The sequence below is a fragment of the Alteromonas sp. CI.11.F.A3 genome (genome assembly GCF_032925565.1).
Lineage (GTDB): Bacteria > Pseudomonadota > Gammaproteobacteria > Enterobacterales > Alteromonadaceae > Alteromonas.
On sequence record NZ_CP136708.1, the window covers coordinates 4,315,441 to 4,332,805 of the forward strand.

Here is a 17,365-nt window from a genome sequence, read left to right on the forward strand (position 1 = left end):
ATTTAAGGATACCAAGGCATTTTTGCGAAAATGACGTATATTTTCATACGTATGTGTTATCAATAGAACCATACGCACAATAAAAACTGAGTAATATTGTACTTTAGAGCAATTACCATTGAAACTGGACACTTGTAAATGAAATCGCTGTTCAAGAAAAAGATGCCTCCCATTGTGGGTTTAGACATAGGCACACGTCAAATAAAAGCGGTATGGCTAGAACATTCAGTCAATGGCTACATGCTTCAAGGTTATGCATGTGAATCTATCAATAAAGTTGCTTTTTCAGAGCGCGATATTAAAGATTACGAGGCGGTAAGTTTAGCACTTAAAAAAGTGCGTAACAGCTTAAAAACTAAAATAAAGCAAGCTAATGTCGCGGTAGCGGGTACATCGGTAATCAGTAAAATCGTTTATATGGAACCCGACCAAAACGATTACGAACTGGAAAGCCAGATAGAAATTGAAGCCGATAGCCTCATTCCTTTTCCCCTTGAAGAGGTTTATTTAGATTTCGAAGAGCTTGGCCCCAGTGAAACCCATTCTGGCAAGGTCAATGTTCTATTAACCGCTGCTCATAAAGATTTAGTAGATAGCCGTTTACTGCTGTCTCGCGAAGCCGATTTCGAACCTAAAATTGTTGATGTGGAAAATTACGCGATTGGGAATGCCATCGACTTTTTCTACAATGGAAAAGTAGAAGATGAAGCCGTTTGTGCCATTAATGTAGGTGCCTCATTGCTTCAAGTTAGCGTGGTACGTAACGCCACTGTGATCTACACAAAAGAACACGCATTTGGGCTAAATAACTTAGTCAACGATATTAGCGCTATTCAAATGATTGAGCGTGAAGAAGCCGAACGTCTATTAATGGATGATTCATCATCTAACAGTTGGGTAGATGAAGTATTACCTATCTTTGCCGCTAATTTACAACAGAACATCAATCGTGCATTGCAAATGTATATGACGACATTTCATGTTGACCGCCCCGCAAAAATTTTACTTTGTGGCGGCGCGGCCACTATCCAACCTTTAGTAGACATATTACGTCAAGACTTAGGCCTACAAGTTGATGTATTCGACCCCTTTTTGGGCATGACCATGAACCCTAAGTTAGATTCACAGCGGTTACGCCGTATCGCCCCACAGCTCACTATTGCTGCAGGCCTTGCTAGCCGGAGTTTCACATCATGGCACATGTAAACTTACTTCCTTGGCGCGAACAACAACGCCAACATCAAAAGCAGCAGTATCTAATGGGCCTGGTTGCCGTTGCCGCTATTGTGGGGTTAATTTTTTGGTTTATCGGTCAAGCTATCGACCAACAAATTAATCATCAGAATTCAAGAAACCAGTTTCTTGAGCGAGAGATTGGCTTATTAGATGCGCAAATTGCAGATATAAAAAATATTAAAGAAAGCAAAAATGCGATTGAACAGCGCATGGCCCTTATTGAGCAATTACAGGCTAGTCGAAATGTCGCGGCCATAATATTTGATGAGCTTGCTAAAATCGTACCCGTGGGCGTGACCTTCCAATCTATGAAGCGCATAGGTAATCAATTACAAATTGAAGGTATCAGCGATTCAAATAACCGACTTTCTGATTTCATGCGCTCATTAGATAATTCAGATGTTTTTGTTGGAGCTGAATTGTCTTCTATAAAAGCAGACACCAATGCCTCTCGCGCAATTAGCACCTTCACGCTTACCTTCATGGTTAGCGATTCGGTATCACCGTTGGAACAAGATGCTGAAGGGGAGACAAACTAATGAAATTTGATGTCGAAAAGCTCAAAGAACTCAATGAATTAGATTTTGAACAAATTGCTATTTGGCCCAATGAAATACGTATAGTGGTGGCTGCCTTTGTGGCAATCGTAATTGGTGCACTTAGCTATTATCTACTTATAAACCCTAAGCTCCCTATTCTAGATGCTGCGGAATTAAAAGAACAAGAGCTGAAGCTGCAATACGAAGCCAAGTACCGCATTGCGGTAAATAAAGAAGCGTATCGAGAGCAGCTCGCACAGCTAGAAAATGACTTTTCTTCCATGCTGAAAAGCTTACCTACCAGCAATGAAACCCCTGGCTTGCTAGACGATATAACTTATGTAGGCACCTCATCAGGACTTACCTTCAAGTTATTGAACTGGCAACAAGAGGTACCTAAAGAGTTCTACACCGAACTGCCTATTGAAATTGAAGTCAGTGGCGGCTATCACCATTTTGGAGAGTTCGTTTCTAAGGTGGCTGGGCTTCCTCGTATTGTTACCTTGCATGACTTTGATATTTTACGGGAAAGTAATGGGCTTACCTTGCAATTACAAGCGAAAACCTACCGCTCAGAAAACAGTACCGGTATAAGCGGGGGATCTCAGTGATGCGCTATTATTTAGTTCTTGCTACTGTTGCCCTAATAACCGCTTGCTCGCCAAAACTTGATGACTTGCAGGCGTATACGCAAAGTGTGAGCGAAAATGCGGTTCACAATATTGAACCCTACCCTGAGTTTGCTACACCTAAAACCTTTGAATATTCGGCGAGCGAGTTGCCTAGCCCTTTTGATTCGCCTAAAGAAAACACGCCACCACTGACACAAACTCGACAACAAAACTGTTTTCAACCTGACTTTGAACGCACAAAACAGAAACTGGAAAGGTATGGCTTAGACTCATTAGGGTTGACCGGAAACTTTAAAAGCCAAGGCGTTGAATGGGCGCTAGTTACCAGTAATGACGGTATTCTACATAAAGCCAAAATTGGCAGCCGCATCGGTTTATTTTACGGTAAAATCACTGGAATTAATCCAAACTCACTAACAATAGAACAGCTTATACCTGATGGCGCAGGTTGCTGGCAGAAAAAAGAGATAACGTTGAGCAAAACCTCAACGTCAGGAGAGAAAAAATAATGGCTGAGCGTTACCTATTTAACAAATCTTTAAATCGTAGAAGTTCTCGCTGGCCTTGGTTGCTTGGCTTTGCTGCTATATGTACGGTATTGATGGTTTATGTTGCGCCCGCCAAAGCGTTAGAACCCGTATTGTTCGACCCAAGTAACGACACTCCCTCAACCCGAATTACCGGTATCGATTTTACCCGAGAAGCGAATAATATTGGTGTTACATTAGTCACCTTTGAAGGAGCTTCACCTACACCGCAACTCGTTGAGTCTCAAGGAAAGGTTACCATTACATTCGCTGATAGCGTGTTAGATGACAGTCAGCTCGTTGAATTAAATGTGACAGAGTTCTCCACGCCTGTATCAACCATTGAAACCTTTCAAGATAAAAAAGGTACGCGCATAGAGATTCTTTATAGCGATACCGTGACAGCTCGCCACGCGATAGACAATAACGTCATTCGCATCAAAATTGAGCCGATGAGCTTGTCGCAACAAGAAGAATTAGAAAACAAAAAAACCTATACAGGCGACCCTATCTCGCTAGACTTTCAAGATGTACCTGTACGTCAAGTGTTGCAAATTATCGCGCAAGTTAATGGCTTTAACTTAGTGACCACAGACACAGTGACTGGAAATGTCACTATTAGCCTATCAGGTGTACCTTGGGATCAAGCCCTTGATATGATTTTGCGTGTTAAAGGATTAGATAAACGCTTAGAGGGTAACATTCTGTTGATTGCGCCAACTGAAGAGCTTACCGCCAGAGAAACCCAAGCATTACAGTCAAAGAAGCAGGTGTCTGATTTAGCCCCGCTTAGTACAGTCAACATCTCGGTAAATTACGCTAAGGCAGCTAACCTGGCGACGATTTTGAAATCTTCAGAAGGCGGCATTTTGTCTGAGCGCGGGACAGTTACCGTGGATGAACGTACCAACACTATGCTTATTCGAGATACGTTACCTTCTATTGATGAAGCAAGAAAAATGATTGATGCGCTGGATATTCCAGTTAAACAAGTATTAATTGAAAGCAGAATGGTGACCGTACTTGATAATGTGGATGAAGAGCTAGGTGTTCGCTGGGGCTTAAGCGATAGGGAAAGTGACAGTGGTGTTTCAGGGAGTATTGAAGGAGCTGAAACTATTGCAGGCGGCTCTATTCCGAGTATTGATGACAGACTAAACGTAAACCTTCCGGTTTCGGGTGCAACGGGCACTATTGGCTTTCAAATCGCAAGTTTGGTTGATGGCACCATATTAGATTTAGAGCTATCTGCGCTTGAGTCTGAAAACAAAGGTGAGATTATCGCTAGCCCACGTATTACCGTGGCGAACCAACAAGAAGCCTACATTGAACAAGGAACCGAAATACCTTATGTTCAAGCCACCTCAAGTGGCGCAACGTCGGTTGAATTCAAAAAAGCGGTACTGTCGCTTCGCGTAACACCGCAAATTACGCCAGATAATCGCATTATTTTGGATTTGGTGGTTACACAAGATACCCGTGGTGAAACAGTGTCTACTTCTACCGGTGATGCCGTTGCTATTGATACGCAAGAAATCAAAACTCAGGTCTTGGTAGAGAACGGCGAAACCATCGTATTAGGCGGAATTTTCCAGCAAACGAGTACCGATAACGTGTCAAAAGTGCCATTATTTGGTGACCTGCCGTTTTTAGGTGTGCTGTTTCGCAATACATCGGAGTTTCAAGAGAAGCGTGAGCTACTTATATTTGTAACACCGAAAATAATAACAGAAAAACCGTAACAACCTATTATTCAAGGTAAAATGCGGGCTGATAGCAGTCCGCTTTTTGCGTTTTCAGGTACTGCAATACCCCTGTATTTACATTATAGTGCTAATTGTTTTCAACAATACTTGCAAGGGCTTGTTAGAAACTGAGATAATCGCGGTCTCGAAATTTTAGCGAGGTTAAAGGAGTAGTGCTTATTGGACATTAAATAAGCACGAGTCAATGGGTAGGCTGGTAAGGCAACAGTGCATGCCCCTAACATGATAAAGTTGTGATATAAGCAAATATGGCTGAAAAACGTAATATCTTTTTGGTTGGCCCAATGGGTGCTGGCAAAAGCACCATCGGTAGACACCTGGCAGACGAACTTCACCTGGATTTTTATGACTCCGATCAGGAAATAGAGCGCCGTTCTGGTGCTGATATCGCCTGGATCTTCGACCTTGAAGGCGAAGATGGATTCCGTGCGCGTGAAGAAAACATCATCAATGATTTAACAGACAAGCAGGGTATCGTGCTTGCCACTGGCGGCGGTTCAATTGTAACCAAAGCAGTTCGTAATCGTTTGTCTGCACGAGGCATTGTTGTTTACTTGCAAACTACGATTGATAAGCAAGTTGCTCGAACACAGCGCGATAAGCGTCGCCCTTTGCTTCAAAACGACGATCCGGAGCAAGTACTTCGCGATCTAGCAGATTTGCGTAATCCTCTTTACGAAGAAGTTGCAGATTATGTAGTTGATACTGATGACCAATCTGCTCGCGCAGTGGCAAATCAGATCATTAGTAAAATCGGTTTATAAATAAAATAATTAGGAGGTGCTACGCCCATGTCAACCTTAACTGTGGAACTTGGTGAACGTAGCTATCCTATACATATTGAGGCCGGGTTGCTCAAGCAGCCTGGCCTTTTTGTGCCTTATATAAAAGGTCCATTGGCGGTTATTGTCACCAATGAAACTGTTGCGCCATTATACCTTGAGACAGTGAAAGCGGCATGTGGTAGCAAGCAAATCGAAACCATTGTATTGCCTGACGGTGAACAATATAAAAACCTCGAGCAATTCGAGGTAGTCATGACCCGCTTGCTTGAACTCAACGCAGCTCGAGATACCACCCTTATTGCTTTAGGGGGTGGTGTTATTGGCGATTTATGTGGTTTTGTGGCTGCAACATATCAACGCGGCGTACCCTTTATTCAAGTGCCCACTACCCTACTTTCACAAGTAGACTCTTCTGTAGGTGGTAAAACTGCGGTTAATCACCCATTGGGCAAAAATATGATTGGTGCTTTTTATCAGCCAATCTTGGTCGCTATTGATACGCAATCACTGTCTACGCTACCTCCCCGTGAATTCTCTGCTGGTATGGCGGAAGTCATAAAATACGGCATCATATATGATGAAGCCTTTTTCTCTTGGCTTGAAGCGAATGAGCAAGCACTAAAACAGCTTGATGAATCAACCCTCAATGTTGCCATTAAACGCTGCTGTGAAATTAAAGCGGAAGTGGTTGCTAAAGATGAACGTGAAGGCGGCCTGAGAGCTATTTTAAACTTAGGTCACACCTTTGGCCACGCCATTGAAGCTGAACAGGGTTATGGTAACTGGTTACATGGCGAAGCCGTGTCAGCTGGTACTATAATTGCTTGTGTAGCTGCAGAGCAGTTAGGTTGGTTTACAGCGCCAGAAACTCGTCGCGTACGTTCACTCTTTGAGGCATTTTCACTTCCAGTGGAAGGGCCTAGTACAATGAGCAAAGCAGATTATGTAAAGCATATGAAGCGCGACAAAAAAGTAGAAGCCGGTAATATTCGTTTTGTGCTTCCTAAGAATATGGGCAATGCAGTTGTCACTAAAGACGTCACTGACGATATTCTTACTGAGATTCTACGCTAGCCATATACTGGCAAACCTAACTAACACCAACATTCGTTTTCTTTGCTAGCCCTTTACACAGGTATTGGGCTTTATGGGGTTATTGCGCATGCACAGTGAATTGCATGAACGTCTTGAGTATTTAGTTAATTATTCCTCTCAACTGGTTTTTGTCAGTGGCGACTCTATTGCAGAGCAACAGCAAACTCTTGAAGCTTTCGTTTACCAGCAACATGACGATACTGAGATAGCGTATTTAACCGCTGAATCTAATATGGAAATTTCTGACTACCGTGGTCAGTTATGCCGCCAGTTGTTAGGTCAAGTAGTAGGTAGTTTCGTACGCCCTCTTAATGAATTATTGTCTGCACTTAATAGCCATGAAGGGCCAGTACTCATTGCTATAACGCAAGCCGAGCACATGCCCGACAAACTGCTTCAAGAACTATGGGATTTGGTATTACAAAGCCGCTTTGCGGGTAACAAGCAACATTTGAACGTATTGCTATTTGCCACAACCAAGTGGGCTGAAAATGCCAAAAAGTGGCTCCCAGCCAAAAATACCGATACCCCATTACTTATTAGTAGCCAATCCATTTCTTCAAACCTTCAAGCTTCAAAACCTCAAGGTTCTGAACTAGATAGGATGATTTCCCAGCGCCGAGAAGCGTTTCAAGCTCACCTTGATAAACGAAATATTCCTGTCGAAGCCACCCCGTCTAATCCACTTACCTCTACGGGGTTCTATATAGCTATTGCTTTGGTATTTTTATTGACCTTTGGCGGATTGGTTACCTGGCAGTATGGCGATTCAATATCGTCATTATTTTCACCAATTGCACAACAACCTAAGCCTTCTGAGTCAAAGAATGTGGTACCAGGCTCTGCTTTTAGCAAAGTCGCAGATAATCAAGTTGAGCAGCCTATTGCGACAACTTCAGACCATGAAAGCAACGTAGAACTGGTGACAGACTGGAAAGGTGCAGTTTCCTCGCTTGATGGCGATGCATCTAGCGAAATAGTTGGCGAAGTAACAGACAGCGCTTTTGAACCTACTACGCTGGTTGCGAGCACACCAATGCAGAGCAGCAATCAAGAGCCTCAACAACAAGTAGTCTCGATTGAAGGGGCTGATAGCGCCCCTTCTTTAAACACGCCTGATAGCAGTGCGGCAAAGCCAGCTGCAAATGAAGCCCAGCAAACCGCCAAGGCTCAACAAGCCAGCGTGCAAGTGCAATCACAAAGTGATGATGGGGTAACCAGTGAAAGTGCTACTAGCACTACCGCAGAAATCTTAAAGCCTGACATGGTTTTGCCCAACGATTTTGTGATTCAGATGGTGGGCATTAAAGATAAAAACGTTGTTAGCCAATTTATTGCACAGCATAACTTGCAAGCAGTTACCCGGCAGTATGTGACTACACGGTATGGCGGTGATTGGCATGTGGTGGTTTTTCATCAACCATTTAAATCACTCACTGACGCGCGTGCTGCGCTATCCGCTTTACCGGATTATCCGACTAAAAACGAAGCGTTCATTAAACGTGGGCAGCAAATTTTAGACGAAATGGCGCTGGAAGCTGGCGAATAATAGTACGTTGTGCCCATTGTACTGACTTCAAACAAAAGAAAAGCCGTCAGCTTTACGTTTCATGGTTGTTCCATCGTATGAGGAAAGATACAATCTATCTTTAGCGTGGTATTGCGAGATAATTGCAGCGCCACTCCCCAGAATTACGCCAAACTCGGCGAGTACCGGAATGACAACCGTCTATATTCCGTGCAGGTAGTAACGTTTACGCATGATGCAGAAAAAAAACCGGGCCTTTTTAAAGTGGGCCGGTGGCAAGTACAGCCTAGTAGAGCATATTCAGGCAAGGTTACCTCAAGCAAACAAACTTATTGAACCGTTTGTAGGCGCGGGGTCAGTGTTTCTGAATACTCAGTATAAGCGGTATTTGCTGAACGACATCAATCCTGACCTTATAAACCTGTACAACTTCTTAAAAGTTCAGCCCGATGCCATCATCCACGACGCACGCAGTTTTTTTAGCGGCGAGCGTAACGATGAGAAAATGTACTATGCATTGCGAGAAGAATTTAATGCAACCGAAGACGAGTACTACCGCGCTATTTTATTCCTATACCTTAATAGGCATGGGTACAATGGATTATGTCGCTATAGTTTAGCGGGCAGGTTCAACGTACCATTTGGGCGCTATAAAAAGCCCTACTTCCCTGAGCATGAAATGTTTGTGTTTGCCGAGAAGGCGCAAAAAGCCACGTTCACTTGTTTACCCTTTGAAAAAGTCTTTACTCGCGCTCGCCGTGGAAATGTCATTTATTGTGACCCGCCCTACGCGCCTATCAGTAAAACCGCTGCGTTTACCAGCTATGCTGCACGTAGTTTTGGGCAAGAATCGCAAGAAAAGCTAGCAGAATTAGCCATGCGTGCAGCGAAGAAGCGTGGCATACCGGTATTGGTATCGAATCACGATCTACCTCTCACTCGTTCTTTATATAAAGGCGCAGACTTTAGCATGTTGTCGGTAAAGCGCTCCATTAGTCAAAATGGTGCGACTAGAAAGCCCGTAGATGAAATTTTGGCGTACTTCCCACCTAGCGCAGTAGTAAAAAAGCCAAAACGAATCCAACGCAAAAGTGTTGAAGCGAAAAAATAACTAATAACCGGTTAGCCACTTCACAAACATCATTAAAGATACCACCATCATGGCAACTAAAATTATGCCAATGATCAGAAAGCTAACGAAGGTTCCTTTGGTAAAATCACGCTCATAGTTTTTATGGCTTTGCACACCGAACACACCAGCAACAACACTCATAAGCACTGACCAGAAGCCGGTACCCGGTTGTTGACTCATTACTGATAAGTCTTTTGTTGGGAAACTGCGATGCTACTTGCTGTCATCATTATGAAGTAACTCAAGCAAATCGAGAAAATGAAACTGAAATGAAGGAGACTTTCCAGCAATCCATGACAGCCAACTGACTTCAGCAACACCGTCTCTGTCTCTGGCGCACTGATTCTGTACATGACTAGCAGGTAACTTAGGGTTAAAACTAGAAGAGGGTTGAAACTCGCACACTGAGGCTTCCGAGCCCGAACGTGGATAGACTGCTACGCTAACTAGCGCAACCATGCCGCATACTGCATAAAATGGAAGTACTTTCATCCTGAACACTCCTTGCGCTATTTTGCATTGAACTTCATTATAAATAAAACCTTATTAGTCACAAGATAATATTCACTAATGATGAATATAATTACTGTTTCCAACAGTAAAAAAAGCCTGACACGTACGCATCAGGCTTTTAATTTCAGACATCAACAACAATTAATTCATTGTTTTCGAGGTCATTTTGAACTTACAGTTCGAAGTCCATGCTGTAAGCAACAGTGAATTTAACCGCATCGTTATCTAGTGAATCATCATCACCACTATCATCTAAATCAGTACCAGTTACCGCAAAGCTAAATCCATCTTTCGCAATAGACACACCCCAATCTGCGTAACCGCCAACTACACCGTTGAAATCTTCCGCAAAATCACCTTGGTGGTAACCAACGTGGAAACCTAGTTCCGAACCATTTAGTACTTCTAAACCATAATCGAGAGAAACATAAGTCGCTTCACCAAAACCGTAATCACGGTTATCAGCTTCATCCGCTTCGGTATGAGCAAGAACAGAAAGGGTCAGGCTTAGTCCACCCATACCAACAGAGCCGTAAACTTCAGCAAAATCGAAGTTCGCTGCAGCATCATAGTTGTAATAAAGGTAACCGAAGTCGTAGGAGATATCGTTAGATTCACCAGAGAATCCGAAATACATATCGTGCTCATACGAATAATTGTCGTCTGAACCGTATTTCACGTTCGATGCCCAAGTACCTGCATAAAAGCCACTTTCGTGTGCGTAGTCAATTCCGCCCTGAACGGCAGCTTCATTCATTGTTTGCGTTAAACCACGCCAAATGTAGTTACTTGTCGCGCCGGCGTTAGCCGTAACTTCTGCGTAACTAGGTAGCGCAGTAAATAGGCAAGCTGACGATACAGCAACGGCAAGCAGTGTGCTTTTAGTAGATAATTTCATGTGTGTGTTCTCCGTGAAGTTCCAAAACTTGTTGTAATTAATTTTTCTGTCTTGATTTTTCTTATATTTGGGTTGGTTTACGCAAGAGTGATGCCCACTTAATGCACAAATACCACAATGGCCAAAATACACATAACAACTTGATTTTAGTAACAAAAACAAAAATAAAAAAATTAGATATAATTTTACCGCAAAGTTTAAGGGCGCTAAATTGCACCAATAATAGGCACAACACCCAACATGGTGCAATTATTTTAATCTTTTTAACCCCTTATTTTTACTTACCTTTAACACTAGTGGTAATGTAATCAGCGCTGTTTTCAACTGCTAACTTTCGGTAAACTTCCCCTTTAGAAGTACGCTCCTCACCATGAACAGGGAAAACTAATGAAACCATTTTTGATTGCCCCCTCTATTCTTTCAGCCGATTTCGCTCGACTAGGAGAAGAAGTAGAGAATGTACTCAACTCTGGTGCAGATGTAGTCCATTTTGATGTAATGGATAATCACTATGTGCCCAACCTCACATTTGGTCCTATGATATGCGAGGCTTTACGAAAGTATGGCATTACTGCACCTATTGATGTGCATTTGATGGTGAAGCCGGTTGATGACTTAATCGAAAAATTTGCCGATGCCGGTGCCAGTTATATTAGTTTTCACCCTGAAGCATCCGAGCATATCGATCGCTCATTACAGCTTATAATTGATGCTGGCTGTAAACCTGGGTTGGTGTTTAACCCTGCCACGCCTTTGCATTATCTGGATCATGTCATGGACAAGTTACACCATATCCTTATTATGTCGGTCAATCCGGGCTTTGGTGGACAAAAGTTTATCCCTAGCACATTAGATAAAGTGCGCGCCGTTAAGCAACGCGTGTTAGAAAGTGGTCACGATATAAGAATAGAAATTGACGGTGGCGTAAAAGTCGATAACATTCGCGACATTGCTGAAGCTGGCGCGGATATGTTCGTAGCCGGTTCTGCTATTTTTTCTGAAGCCGATTATCGCGCAGTTATTGATGACATGCGCACTGAATTATCTCGCCTTTCTAAGGCGTAACTAAACAACGTTAACGTACAGGTACACATTATGAGTAACAAGCCTATTGTATTAAGTGGCTGTCAGCCTTCTGGACAACTTACCCTTGGTAATTACATGGGTGCGCTTAAGCAGTGGGTTTCCATGCAAGACGATCATGATTGCCTATACATGTTAGTGGATTTGCATGCCATAACGGTTAGGCAAGATCCTAAGCAATTGTTTGAGGCCTGCCTCGATGGCTTGGCGTTATACCTAGCTTGCGGTATCGATCCAGAAAAAAGCACCTTATTCGTGCAGTCTCATGTACCTCAACATGCCCAGCTTTCATGGGTACTTAATTGCTACACCCAAATGGGTGAGCTAAATCGCATGACGCAATTTAAAGATAAGTCAGCGAAGAACGAAAACAATATTAATGTTGGCCTTTATGGCTATCCGGTATTGATGGCAGCAGACATTCTAATGTACCAAGCTGATAAAGTGCCTGTAGGTGATGATCAAAAACAGCATTTAGAGCTTACCCGTGATATCGCTAACCGTATGAACAACTTGTATGGCGACATTTTACGTGTACCAGAACCTCATATTCCTGAGTTTGGTGCTCGTATCATGAGCCTACAAGAGCCAGAAAAGAAAATGTCGAAGTCTGACGTTAATCCAAACAACTTCATTGGCTTGCTTGAAGATCCTAAAAAGATTACCAAGAAAATTAAACGTGCGGTAACCGATTCAGACGAACAAGCCAACATTTACTTCAACCCACAAGAAAAGCCTGGGGTATCAAACCTGCTTACCCTATTGTCATTATCGACAGGAAAGTCGATAGATGAATTAGTACCGGCATACGAAGATAAAATGTATGGTCACTTGAAGGGTGATGTAGCGGAAGCGGTAGTGGGCCTATTAGAGCCAATTCAGCAACGCTATGCCGACATTCGCACCAATCGTGACTACTTAAACGATGTGATGCGAAATGGCGCTGAAAAAGCATCGGCCCGCGCAGAAGAAACCCTTAAAAAGGTTTATGAAGCCGTTGGTTTTATTCCAAAGCCTTAATTAGCGTTGTATTGAACAGGTCAGGTTGTCGTGTTGCTGTTAATTGATAATTTCGATTCATTTACTCACAACCTTGCCCGTTATCTTACCGAATTAGGTGCATGCGTTAAGGTGATGAGAAACAATGCCCTTACTATTGCCGATATAGAAGCCTTATCACCAAGTCATTTAGTGATTTCACCAGGCCCCTGTACACCCAATGAGTCGGGAATTAGCGTAGAGGCTATTAAGCATTTTGCTGGGAAGATCCCCTTACTTGGCGTGTGCTTAGGCCATCAAGCCATAGGGCAGGTATTTGGCGCTTCAGTTATTGGAGCAAAAGAAATTAAGCACGGCAAAACTTCCGCGCTCTTTCATAAAAATCGAGGCTTATTTAACGGGTTTGAGCAAGGTTACGCGGTAACCCGCTATCACTCGTTAGTGCTTGATGAAAGCCAATTTCCTGAAACCTTAAATATCGATGCGTGGTGCGTAACTGATGACGGGGAAAAAGAGATTATGGGGATCTCTCATAACGCTCTCCCTATATGGGGTGTACAATTTCACCCTGAATCTCTGCTCACCGAATACGGCCATGACATTTTAAGTGCTTTTCTAAACGCCTAGGGTGTAACCCTTATTTATTCTGCCAACGCTTCAGAATAAACTTAAGCTATAGGGCTTCCTGCCGATAAAAAGTTCTGTAATTATTCGCATTGGGCGTTGTTTTTGTTTACTTTTTATAGGTTAATCAACAAAGCGCCTTTGTAAGTATATATTTAGGAAGTAGGGCGACCCAATGCACGGCATCTATGAACAGACGCACGAACAGTTACTTAGCAGGAGCTACTTTAAGATGACGACCCAAGCATCGACCCCGCCGCCTATCGATGAGCGCTTTGAGAGCCTATTAATCTCTCCAGAACTCGCGATGAAAATGCTGGGGAAACGTGGTCCTGGTGAAGTCAGCTTTGAGCAATCTGAACAAGGTGACGCCCGCAGACAATTACTTCACGTCGAAAAAGTCGCTATCGAGAATAAGCGCCTAAAAGCGCAGTCTGATGCTTCATATACCGAAACCGTTAATCATTACTTACATGAAGTTTTGTTAGGTGAGCTTACTGAGCAGTTATCGTTTACCTCAGACGTATTTAACAACACATTGAATTTAAGTGACGACACCGGTGCATTACTCGATGCGCTTTCGGTACGCGCGGCATCGGTATCTAAACTAGAACCTATTGCAGCTAATTTACCTTGGCTTTATGACGAGTTAATGCAAGTCGTGAACTCTCCCGCTTTTAGAAGACGGGATTCCAAAGGCCGGGTAATCGTGGTTGAAACCTTCAGGACGGCGCTTAGCTTTTTAGGCATTGAGAATTTACGCCTGCTTATTCCTTCTCTTGTAGTAAAACGCGCCATGCCTCAGGTAACCGACCCATACCCTTGCATCAAACTTAAACTCACTCAGTTTGCGCACGGCACGGCGGTTACGGCTAGGCATCTTGCACCACACTACAAGCTCAACCCCGTTCAGGCTTATAGTTTCGGTATGCTCAGTCAATTAGGTCGCTGTGCCATCATCCGATTGTACTTCAAGTTATTTGATAAGGTGCAGCTTCACCTTTTAACCGAATGCCAAAAAGACAAAGAGCGCATGCGCCATGAAGCCTTGTTAAAGCTGGCGCCGTCGGCAAATTACCTGATTGCATTACAAGATGAATATGCCGATGCGGTATCAGCCGACCTCATTGAAAATATGATGTTGAAACGCTTATTTATTGGTGATGCGATGCGCCAATGTGCCACCAGAGAACCCTGTGAAGTAGGCTCGATGCCCAAACTTCTACACCAAGCTCGCACTTATTCGAAAGTAAGAATGCTACACCAATCACGCATGGTTGAAGTAGCAGAGGTAAAACCAATGATTAAAGAGCAGGAATATCCATCAGGAGCATTGGAACAACTAAGATCTGTTGATATTTTCACCCTTCCCTTATCTCGGGAAGAAGAAAGCAGCTAATTTTTTGTGGATATTCATGCAAAGTCGCCAAATATCTTCTTTTACCCTTATTTGACCCACGCTAGATCAGCGCGCTCTGGCTGTGAGATTACACACCTAATTCACCTTTTAATTACACTATTCCTAAACAATATGGCTTAGTAGTAAATAGTTATTCACTTTTCCTGCAAATTAAGCCAGAGTCCTTGTATATAAAGGGCTGCAGCCATTCACAAACAAGACAAACCCTTAAAAAAATGGCATACTCATCGGTAATTTCGTTTATTTTTCCGCCTGTTCGAGGTCTATTGTACCGACACAGGCGCTTAAAACAGAGGTAACAAAAATGACAGTAACTCGCGCAACGTTTGATGAAGTGATGGTGCCTAACTACAATCCTGCGGGCATGGTACCCGTACGCGGTGAAGGTTCACGTGTATGGGATCAAGATGGTGCTGAGTATATCGACTTCGCTGGCGGTATTGCCGTGAACGTACTAGGTCATTGTCACCCTGAGCTCGTTAAGGCGCTTAACGAACAAGGCAACAAGTTGTGGCACTTGAGCAACGTATTCACCAATGAACCAGCACTTCGCTTAGCGTCTAAACTGGTCAATGCTACGTTTGCAGAGAAAGTATACTTTGCTAACTCAGGCGCAGAAGCCAATGAAGCCGCATTAAAATTGGCCCGTCGTTTCGCATTAGATAACTACGGTGAAGACAAAAACCAAATCATCGCTTTCAACAAAGGTTTTCACGGTCGTACTTTCTTTACCGTAACCGTTGGTGGACAAGCTGCATATTCTGATGGTTTTGGCCCTAAGCCTGGCGCTGTTGAGCATTGCGATTATAACGATTTAGCTGCATTTGAAGCACTAATCTCTGACAAGACATGTGCCGTTATGATGGAGCCGCTTCAAGGTGAAGGCGGAATCATCTCTCCTGACGTTGAATTTATCAAAGGTGTGCGTGAGTTGTGTGATAAGCACAATGCCTTGCTCATTTTTGATGAAGTGCAATCGGGTGTTGGTCGTACTGGTCACCTATATGCTTACATGGGCTTAGGTGTAACACCTGACATTTTAACTACCGCAAAATCGTTAGGCGGTGGCTTCCCTATTGGTGCCATGTTAACGACGACTGCGATTGCCGCGCATTTAAAAGCGGGGACTCACGGCAGCACTTACGGTGGTAATCCGCTAGCTTGCGCCGTGGCTGAAAAAGCCTTTGATATTGTTAACCAGCCTGAAGTACTTGAAGGCGTGTTACACAAAGAAGCCTTGTACCGTGAGCTACTTACAGCCATTAACGACAAGTATGATGTATTTTCTGAAGTACGTGGACAAGGCATGTTGCTTGGTTGCGCGTTAAACGAAAAATACCAAGGCCGCGCTCGCGACTTTATGATGGCGGCAACGAAAGAGCATCTTATGTGCTTAATTGCCGGTGCTAATGTTATTCGTTTCGCCCCTTCACTGGTAATTCCTGATGAAGATATCAAAGAAGGCTTAGCCCGATTTGAACGTGCCGTTGCCGCTGTTGTGAACGCCGAATAAACGCCAAATTAGCGAGTAGCGAACATGAATATAATTCGCCCTATTACACAAGCTGATTACAAGGCCTTGTACGACATTGCAGTGGAATCAGGTATCGGATTTACCTCGTTACCTGTTAACGATGATCTGCTGCATAGGAAAGTCGACCGTGCGCAAGACGCTTTCACTAAAGCTAACGTGACCCAACCGGGTGATGAGTCGTACCTTTTTGTTATGGAAGATACGACCACTGGTGAAGTAGTAGGTACGTCAGGTATTGAAGCCGCTGTTGGTATTGATGATGCGTTTTACCACTATCATTTGAGTAAAGTGGTGCACGCCTCTCGCGAGCTAAACATTCACAATACGGTTGAAATTCTCACCTTTTGTAATGACTACACGGGCGTAACTGAGATTTGTACGTTGTTTTTAAGAGAGCAGGCCCGTGGTGGCATTAACGGCCGTTTTCTATCGAAAGTACGCTTCTTATTTATGATGGAGCACCGTGAGCGCTTCTCTGAAACTATCATTGCCGAAATGCGTGGTGTGAGTGATGAAGAAGGTCGTTCGCCTTTCTGGGAATGGCTTGAAACCCACTTTTTCTCAATGGACTTCCCTACGGCTGATTACCTTACCGGTATTGGCAATAAGGTGTTTATTGCAGAACTGATGCCTAAATACCCTATATACGTCAATCTATTGAGCAAAGAAGCACAGGCGGTTATTGGACAGGTTCATGAAAAAACCCGCCCCGCCTTGCAATTGCTTGAAGGTGAAGGGTTTAGCTGTCGCGGTTACGTTGATATTTTTGATGCGGGCCCTACGGTAGAGGCCAACCTCAGTCATATCCGAACGGCGCAATCTAGCTTAAAAATGCCAATTGTTATTGATGATGCGGCGGCCGCACAAGGCCAAACCCATTACATCATAAACACCTCTGTTGCAGATTTTCGCGCGGTAGCCACCGAAATAGGTGTTAACGAAGAGCAAAATATTGCCGTGCTTTCGCGTCAGGCCGCTGCTGCTCTGAATGTGCAAGAGGGCGACCACGTTCGTCTTGCACCTGTAAAGTTCAGAGATTAATTGAAGGACACTT

The 17,365-nt window shown here is 43.6% G+C and carries 18 protein-coding genes; 15 read left to right on the forward strand and 3 right to left on the reverse strand.

The window, feature by feature from the left end; all coding sequences use genetic code 11:
* Positions 1–138: 138 nt before the first annotated feature.
* From pilM to R1T43_RS18630, 9 genes are all read left to right on the forward strand, one after another.
* Positions 139–1,206, forward strand: coding sequence for a type IV pilus assembly protein PilM (gene pilM / locus R1T43_RS18590; protein ID WP_317350906.1), 1,068 nt, complete (start codon positions 139–141; stop codon positions 1,204–1,206).
* The gene (locus R1T43_RS18595; protein ID WP_317350908.1) at positions 1,194–1,775 is read left to right on the forward strand and encodes a PilN domain-containing protein; all 582 of its coding nucleotides are present in this window, start codon (positions 1,194–1,196) and stop codon (positions 1,773–1,775) included. Before pilM ends, R1T43_RS18595 begins: the two co-directional genes overlap by 13 nt.
* Entirely contained in the window at positions 1,775–2,386 is a 612-nt protein-coding gene (locus tag R1T43_RS18600; RefSeq protein ID WP_211068989.1) for a type 4a pilus biogenesis protein PilO, read from the forward strand. The genes R1T43_RS18595 and R1T43_RS18600 overlap by 1 nt, the downstream gene beginning before the upstream one ends.
* Positions 2,386–2,916, forward strand: a complete 531-nt coding sequence (locus tag R1T43_RS18605; RefSeq protein WP_317350910.1) for a pilus assembly protein PilP — start codon at positions 2,386–2,388, stop codon at positions 2,914–2,916. The genes R1T43_RS18600 and R1T43_RS18605 overlap by 1 nt, the downstream gene beginning before the upstream one ends.
* Complete coding sequence (locus R1T43_RS18610; RefSeq protein WP_317350912.1) at positions 2,916–4,676, forward strand: type IV pilus secretin PilQ family protein; 1,761 nt, start codon at positions 2,916–2,918, stop codon at positions 4,674–4,676. Before R1T43_RS18605 ends, R1T43_RS18610 begins: the two co-directional genes overlap by 1 nt.
* A 272-nt stretch (positions 4,677–4,948) precedes the next feature.
* Entirely contained in the window at positions 4,949–5,464 is a 516-nt protein-coding gene (gene aroK, locus R1T43_RS18615) for a shikimate kinase AroK (RefSeq protein WP_057794370.1), read from the forward strand.
* Between the two features lie 27 nt (positions 5,465–5,491).
* Entirely contained in the window at positions 5,492–6,559 is a 1,068-nt protein-coding gene (gene aroB / locus R1T43_RS18620) for a 3-dehydroquinate synthase (RefSeq protein ID WP_317350937.1), read from the forward strand.
* Positions 6,560–6,647: 88 nt separating this feature from the next.
* Positions 6,648–8,129 (forward strand): SPOR domain-containing protein, encoded by a 1,482-nt coding sequence (locus R1T43_RS18625; RefSeq protein WP_317350939.1) that lies wholly within the window; start codon positions 6,648–6,650, stop codon positions 8,127–8,129.
* 211 nt (positions 8,130–8,340) lie between these two features.
* Positions 8,341–9,219 (forward strand): Dam family site-specific DNA-(adenine-N6)-methyltransferase, encoded by an 879-nt coding sequence (locus tag R1T43_RS18630; protein WP_211068993.1) that lies wholly within the window; start codon positions 8,341–8,343, stop codon positions 9,217–9,219.
* Here the strand turns inward: R1T43_RS18630 and R1T43_RS18635 are convergent, their stop codons facing one another.
* From R1T43_RS18635 to R1T43_RS18645, 3 genes are all read right to left on the reverse strand, one after another.
* Entirely contained in the window at positions 9,220–9,420 is a 201-nt protein-coding gene (locus R1T43_RS18635; protein WP_013785669.1) for a DUF2970 domain-containing protein, read from the reverse strand.
* Positions 9,421–9,453: 33 nt separating this feature from the next.
* Positions 9,454–9,732 carry a hypothetical protein gene (locus R1T43_RS18640; RefSeq protein ID WP_057794379.1) on the reverse strand — a complete coding sequence of 93 codons (279 nt, stop codon included), beginning with the start codon at positions 9,730–9,732 and terminating at the stop codon, positions 9,454–9,456.
* Positions 9,733–9,925: 193 nt separating this feature from the next.
* A complete protein-coding gene (locus tag R1T43_RS18645) occupies positions 9,926–10,651 on the reverse strand; it encodes a TorF family putative porin (RefSeq protein ID WP_317350946.1) in 726 nt (241 codons plus the stop codon).
* A gap of 387 nt (positions 10,652–11,038) precedes the next feature.
* On the opposite strand from R1T43_RS18645, the gene rpe reads away from it, so the two are divergent.
* From rpe to astA, 6 genes are all read left to right on the forward strand, one after another.
* Positions 11,039–11,716 carry a ribulose-phosphate 3-epimerase gene (rpe, locus tag R1T43_RS18650; RefSeq protein WP_317350948.1) on the forward strand — a complete coding sequence of 226 codons (678 nt, stop codon included), beginning with the start codon at positions 11,039–11,041 and terminating at the stop codon, positions 11,714–11,716.
* Between the two features lie 30 nt (positions 11,717–11,746).
* The gene (trpS, locus tag R1T43_RS18655; protein ID WP_013785674.1) at positions 11,747–12,754 is read left to right on the forward strand and encodes a tryptophan--tRNA ligase; all 1,008 of its coding nucleotides are present in this window, start codon (positions 11,747–11,749) and stop codon (positions 12,752–12,754) included.
* A gap of 30 nt (positions 12,755–12,784) precedes the next feature.
* Positions 12,785–13,360: an anthranilate synthase component II gene (locus tag R1T43_RS18660; RefSeq protein ID WP_211068996.1), complete on the forward strand. Its 576-nt coding sequence runs from the start codon at positions 12,785–12,787 to the stop codon at positions 13,358–13,360.
* 229 nt (positions 13,361–13,589) lie between these two features.
* Positions 13,590–14,756 carry an HDOD domain-containing protein gene (locus tag R1T43_RS18665; protein ID WP_317350952.1) on the forward strand — a complete coding sequence of 389 codons (1,167 nt, stop codon included), beginning with the start codon at positions 13,590–13,592 and terminating at the stop codon, positions 14,754–14,756.
* Between the two features lie 325 nt (positions 14,757–15,081).
* Positions 15,082–16,290 (forward strand): aspartate aminotransferase family protein, encoded by a 1,209-nt coding sequence (locus R1T43_RS18670; protein ID WP_211068998.1) that lies wholly within the window; start codon positions 15,082–15,084, stop codon positions 16,288–16,290.
* Positions 16,291–16,314: 24 nt separating this feature from the next.
* The gene (astA, locus tag R1T43_RS18675; RefSeq protein WP_211068999.1) at positions 16,315–17,352 is read left to right on the forward strand and encodes an arginine N-succinyltransferase; all 1,038 of its coding nucleotides are present in this window, start codon (positions 16,315–16,317) and stop codon (positions 17,350–17,352) included.
* Positions 17,353–17,365: the final 13 nt, after the last annotated feature.

Bases quoted from the DNA above. Each gene is read 5' to 3' on its own strand.
- astA (WP_211068999.1), top strand. From the start codon at position 16,315: ATGAATATAATTCGCCCTATTACACAAGCTGATTACAAGGCCTTGTAC.
- R1T43_RS18610 (WP_317350912.1), top strand. From the start codon at position 2,916: ATGGCTGAGCGTTACCTATTTAACAAATCTTTAAATCGTAGAAGTTCT.
- R1T43_RS18595 (WP_317350908.1), top strand. From the start codon at position 1,194: ATGGCACATGTAAACTTACTTCCTTGGCGCGAACAACAACGCCAACAT.
- R1T43_RS18625 (WP_317350939.1), top strand. From the start codon at position 6,648: ATGCACAGTGAATTGCATGAACGTCTTGAGTATTTAGTTAATTATTCC.
- rpe (WP_317350948.1), top strand. From the start codon at position 11,039: ATGAAACCATTTTTGATTGCCCCCTCTATTCTTTCAGCCGATTTCGCT.
- R1T43_RS18600 (WP_211068989.1), top strand. From the start codon at position 1,775: ATGAAATTTGATGTCGAAAAGCTCAAAGAACTCAATGAATTAGATTTT.
- aroK (WP_057794370.1), top strand. From the start codon at position 4,949: ATGGCTGAAAAACGTAATATCTTTTTGGTTGGCCCAATGGGTGCTGGC.
- aroB (WP_317350937.1), top strand. From the start codon at position 5,492: ATGTCAACCTTAACTGTGGAACTTGGTGAACGTAGCTATCCTATACAT.
- R1T43_RS18635 (WP_013785669.1), bottom strand. From the start codon at position 9,420: ATGAGTCAACAACCGGGTACCGGCTTCTGGTCAGTGCTTATGAGTGTT.
- R1T43_RS18640 (WP_057794379.1), bottom strand. From the start codon at position 9,732: ATGAAAGTACTTCCATTTTATGCAGTATGCGGCATGGTTGCGCTAGTT.
- trpS (WP_013785674.1), top strand. From the start codon at position 11,747: ATGAGTAACAAGCCTATTGTATTAAGTGGCTGTCAGCCTTCTGGACAA.
- pilM (WP_317350906.1), top strand. From the start codon at position 139: ATGAAATCGCTGTTCAAGAAAAAGATGCCTCCCATTGTGGGTTTAGAC.
- R1T43_RS18665 (WP_317350952.1), top strand. From the start codon at position 13,590: ATGACGACCCAAGCATCGACCCCGCCGCCTATCGATGAGCGCTTTGAG.
- R1T43_RS18630 (WP_211068993.1), top strand. From the start codon at position 8,341: ATGATGCAGAAAAAAAACCGGGCCTTTTTAAAGTGGGCCGGTGGCAAG.
- R1T43_RS18645 (WP_317350946.1), bottom strand. From the start codon at position 10,651: ATGAAATTATCTACTAAAAGCACACTGCTTGCCGTTGCTGTATCGTCA.
- R1T43_RS18605 (WP_317350910.1), top strand. From the start codon at position 2,386: ATGCGCTATTATTTAGTTCTTGCTACTGTTGCCCTAATAACCGCTTGC.
- R1T43_RS18670 (WP_211068998.1), top strand. From the start codon at position 15,082: ATGACAGTAACTCGCGCAACGTTTGATGAAGTGATGGTGCCTAACTAC.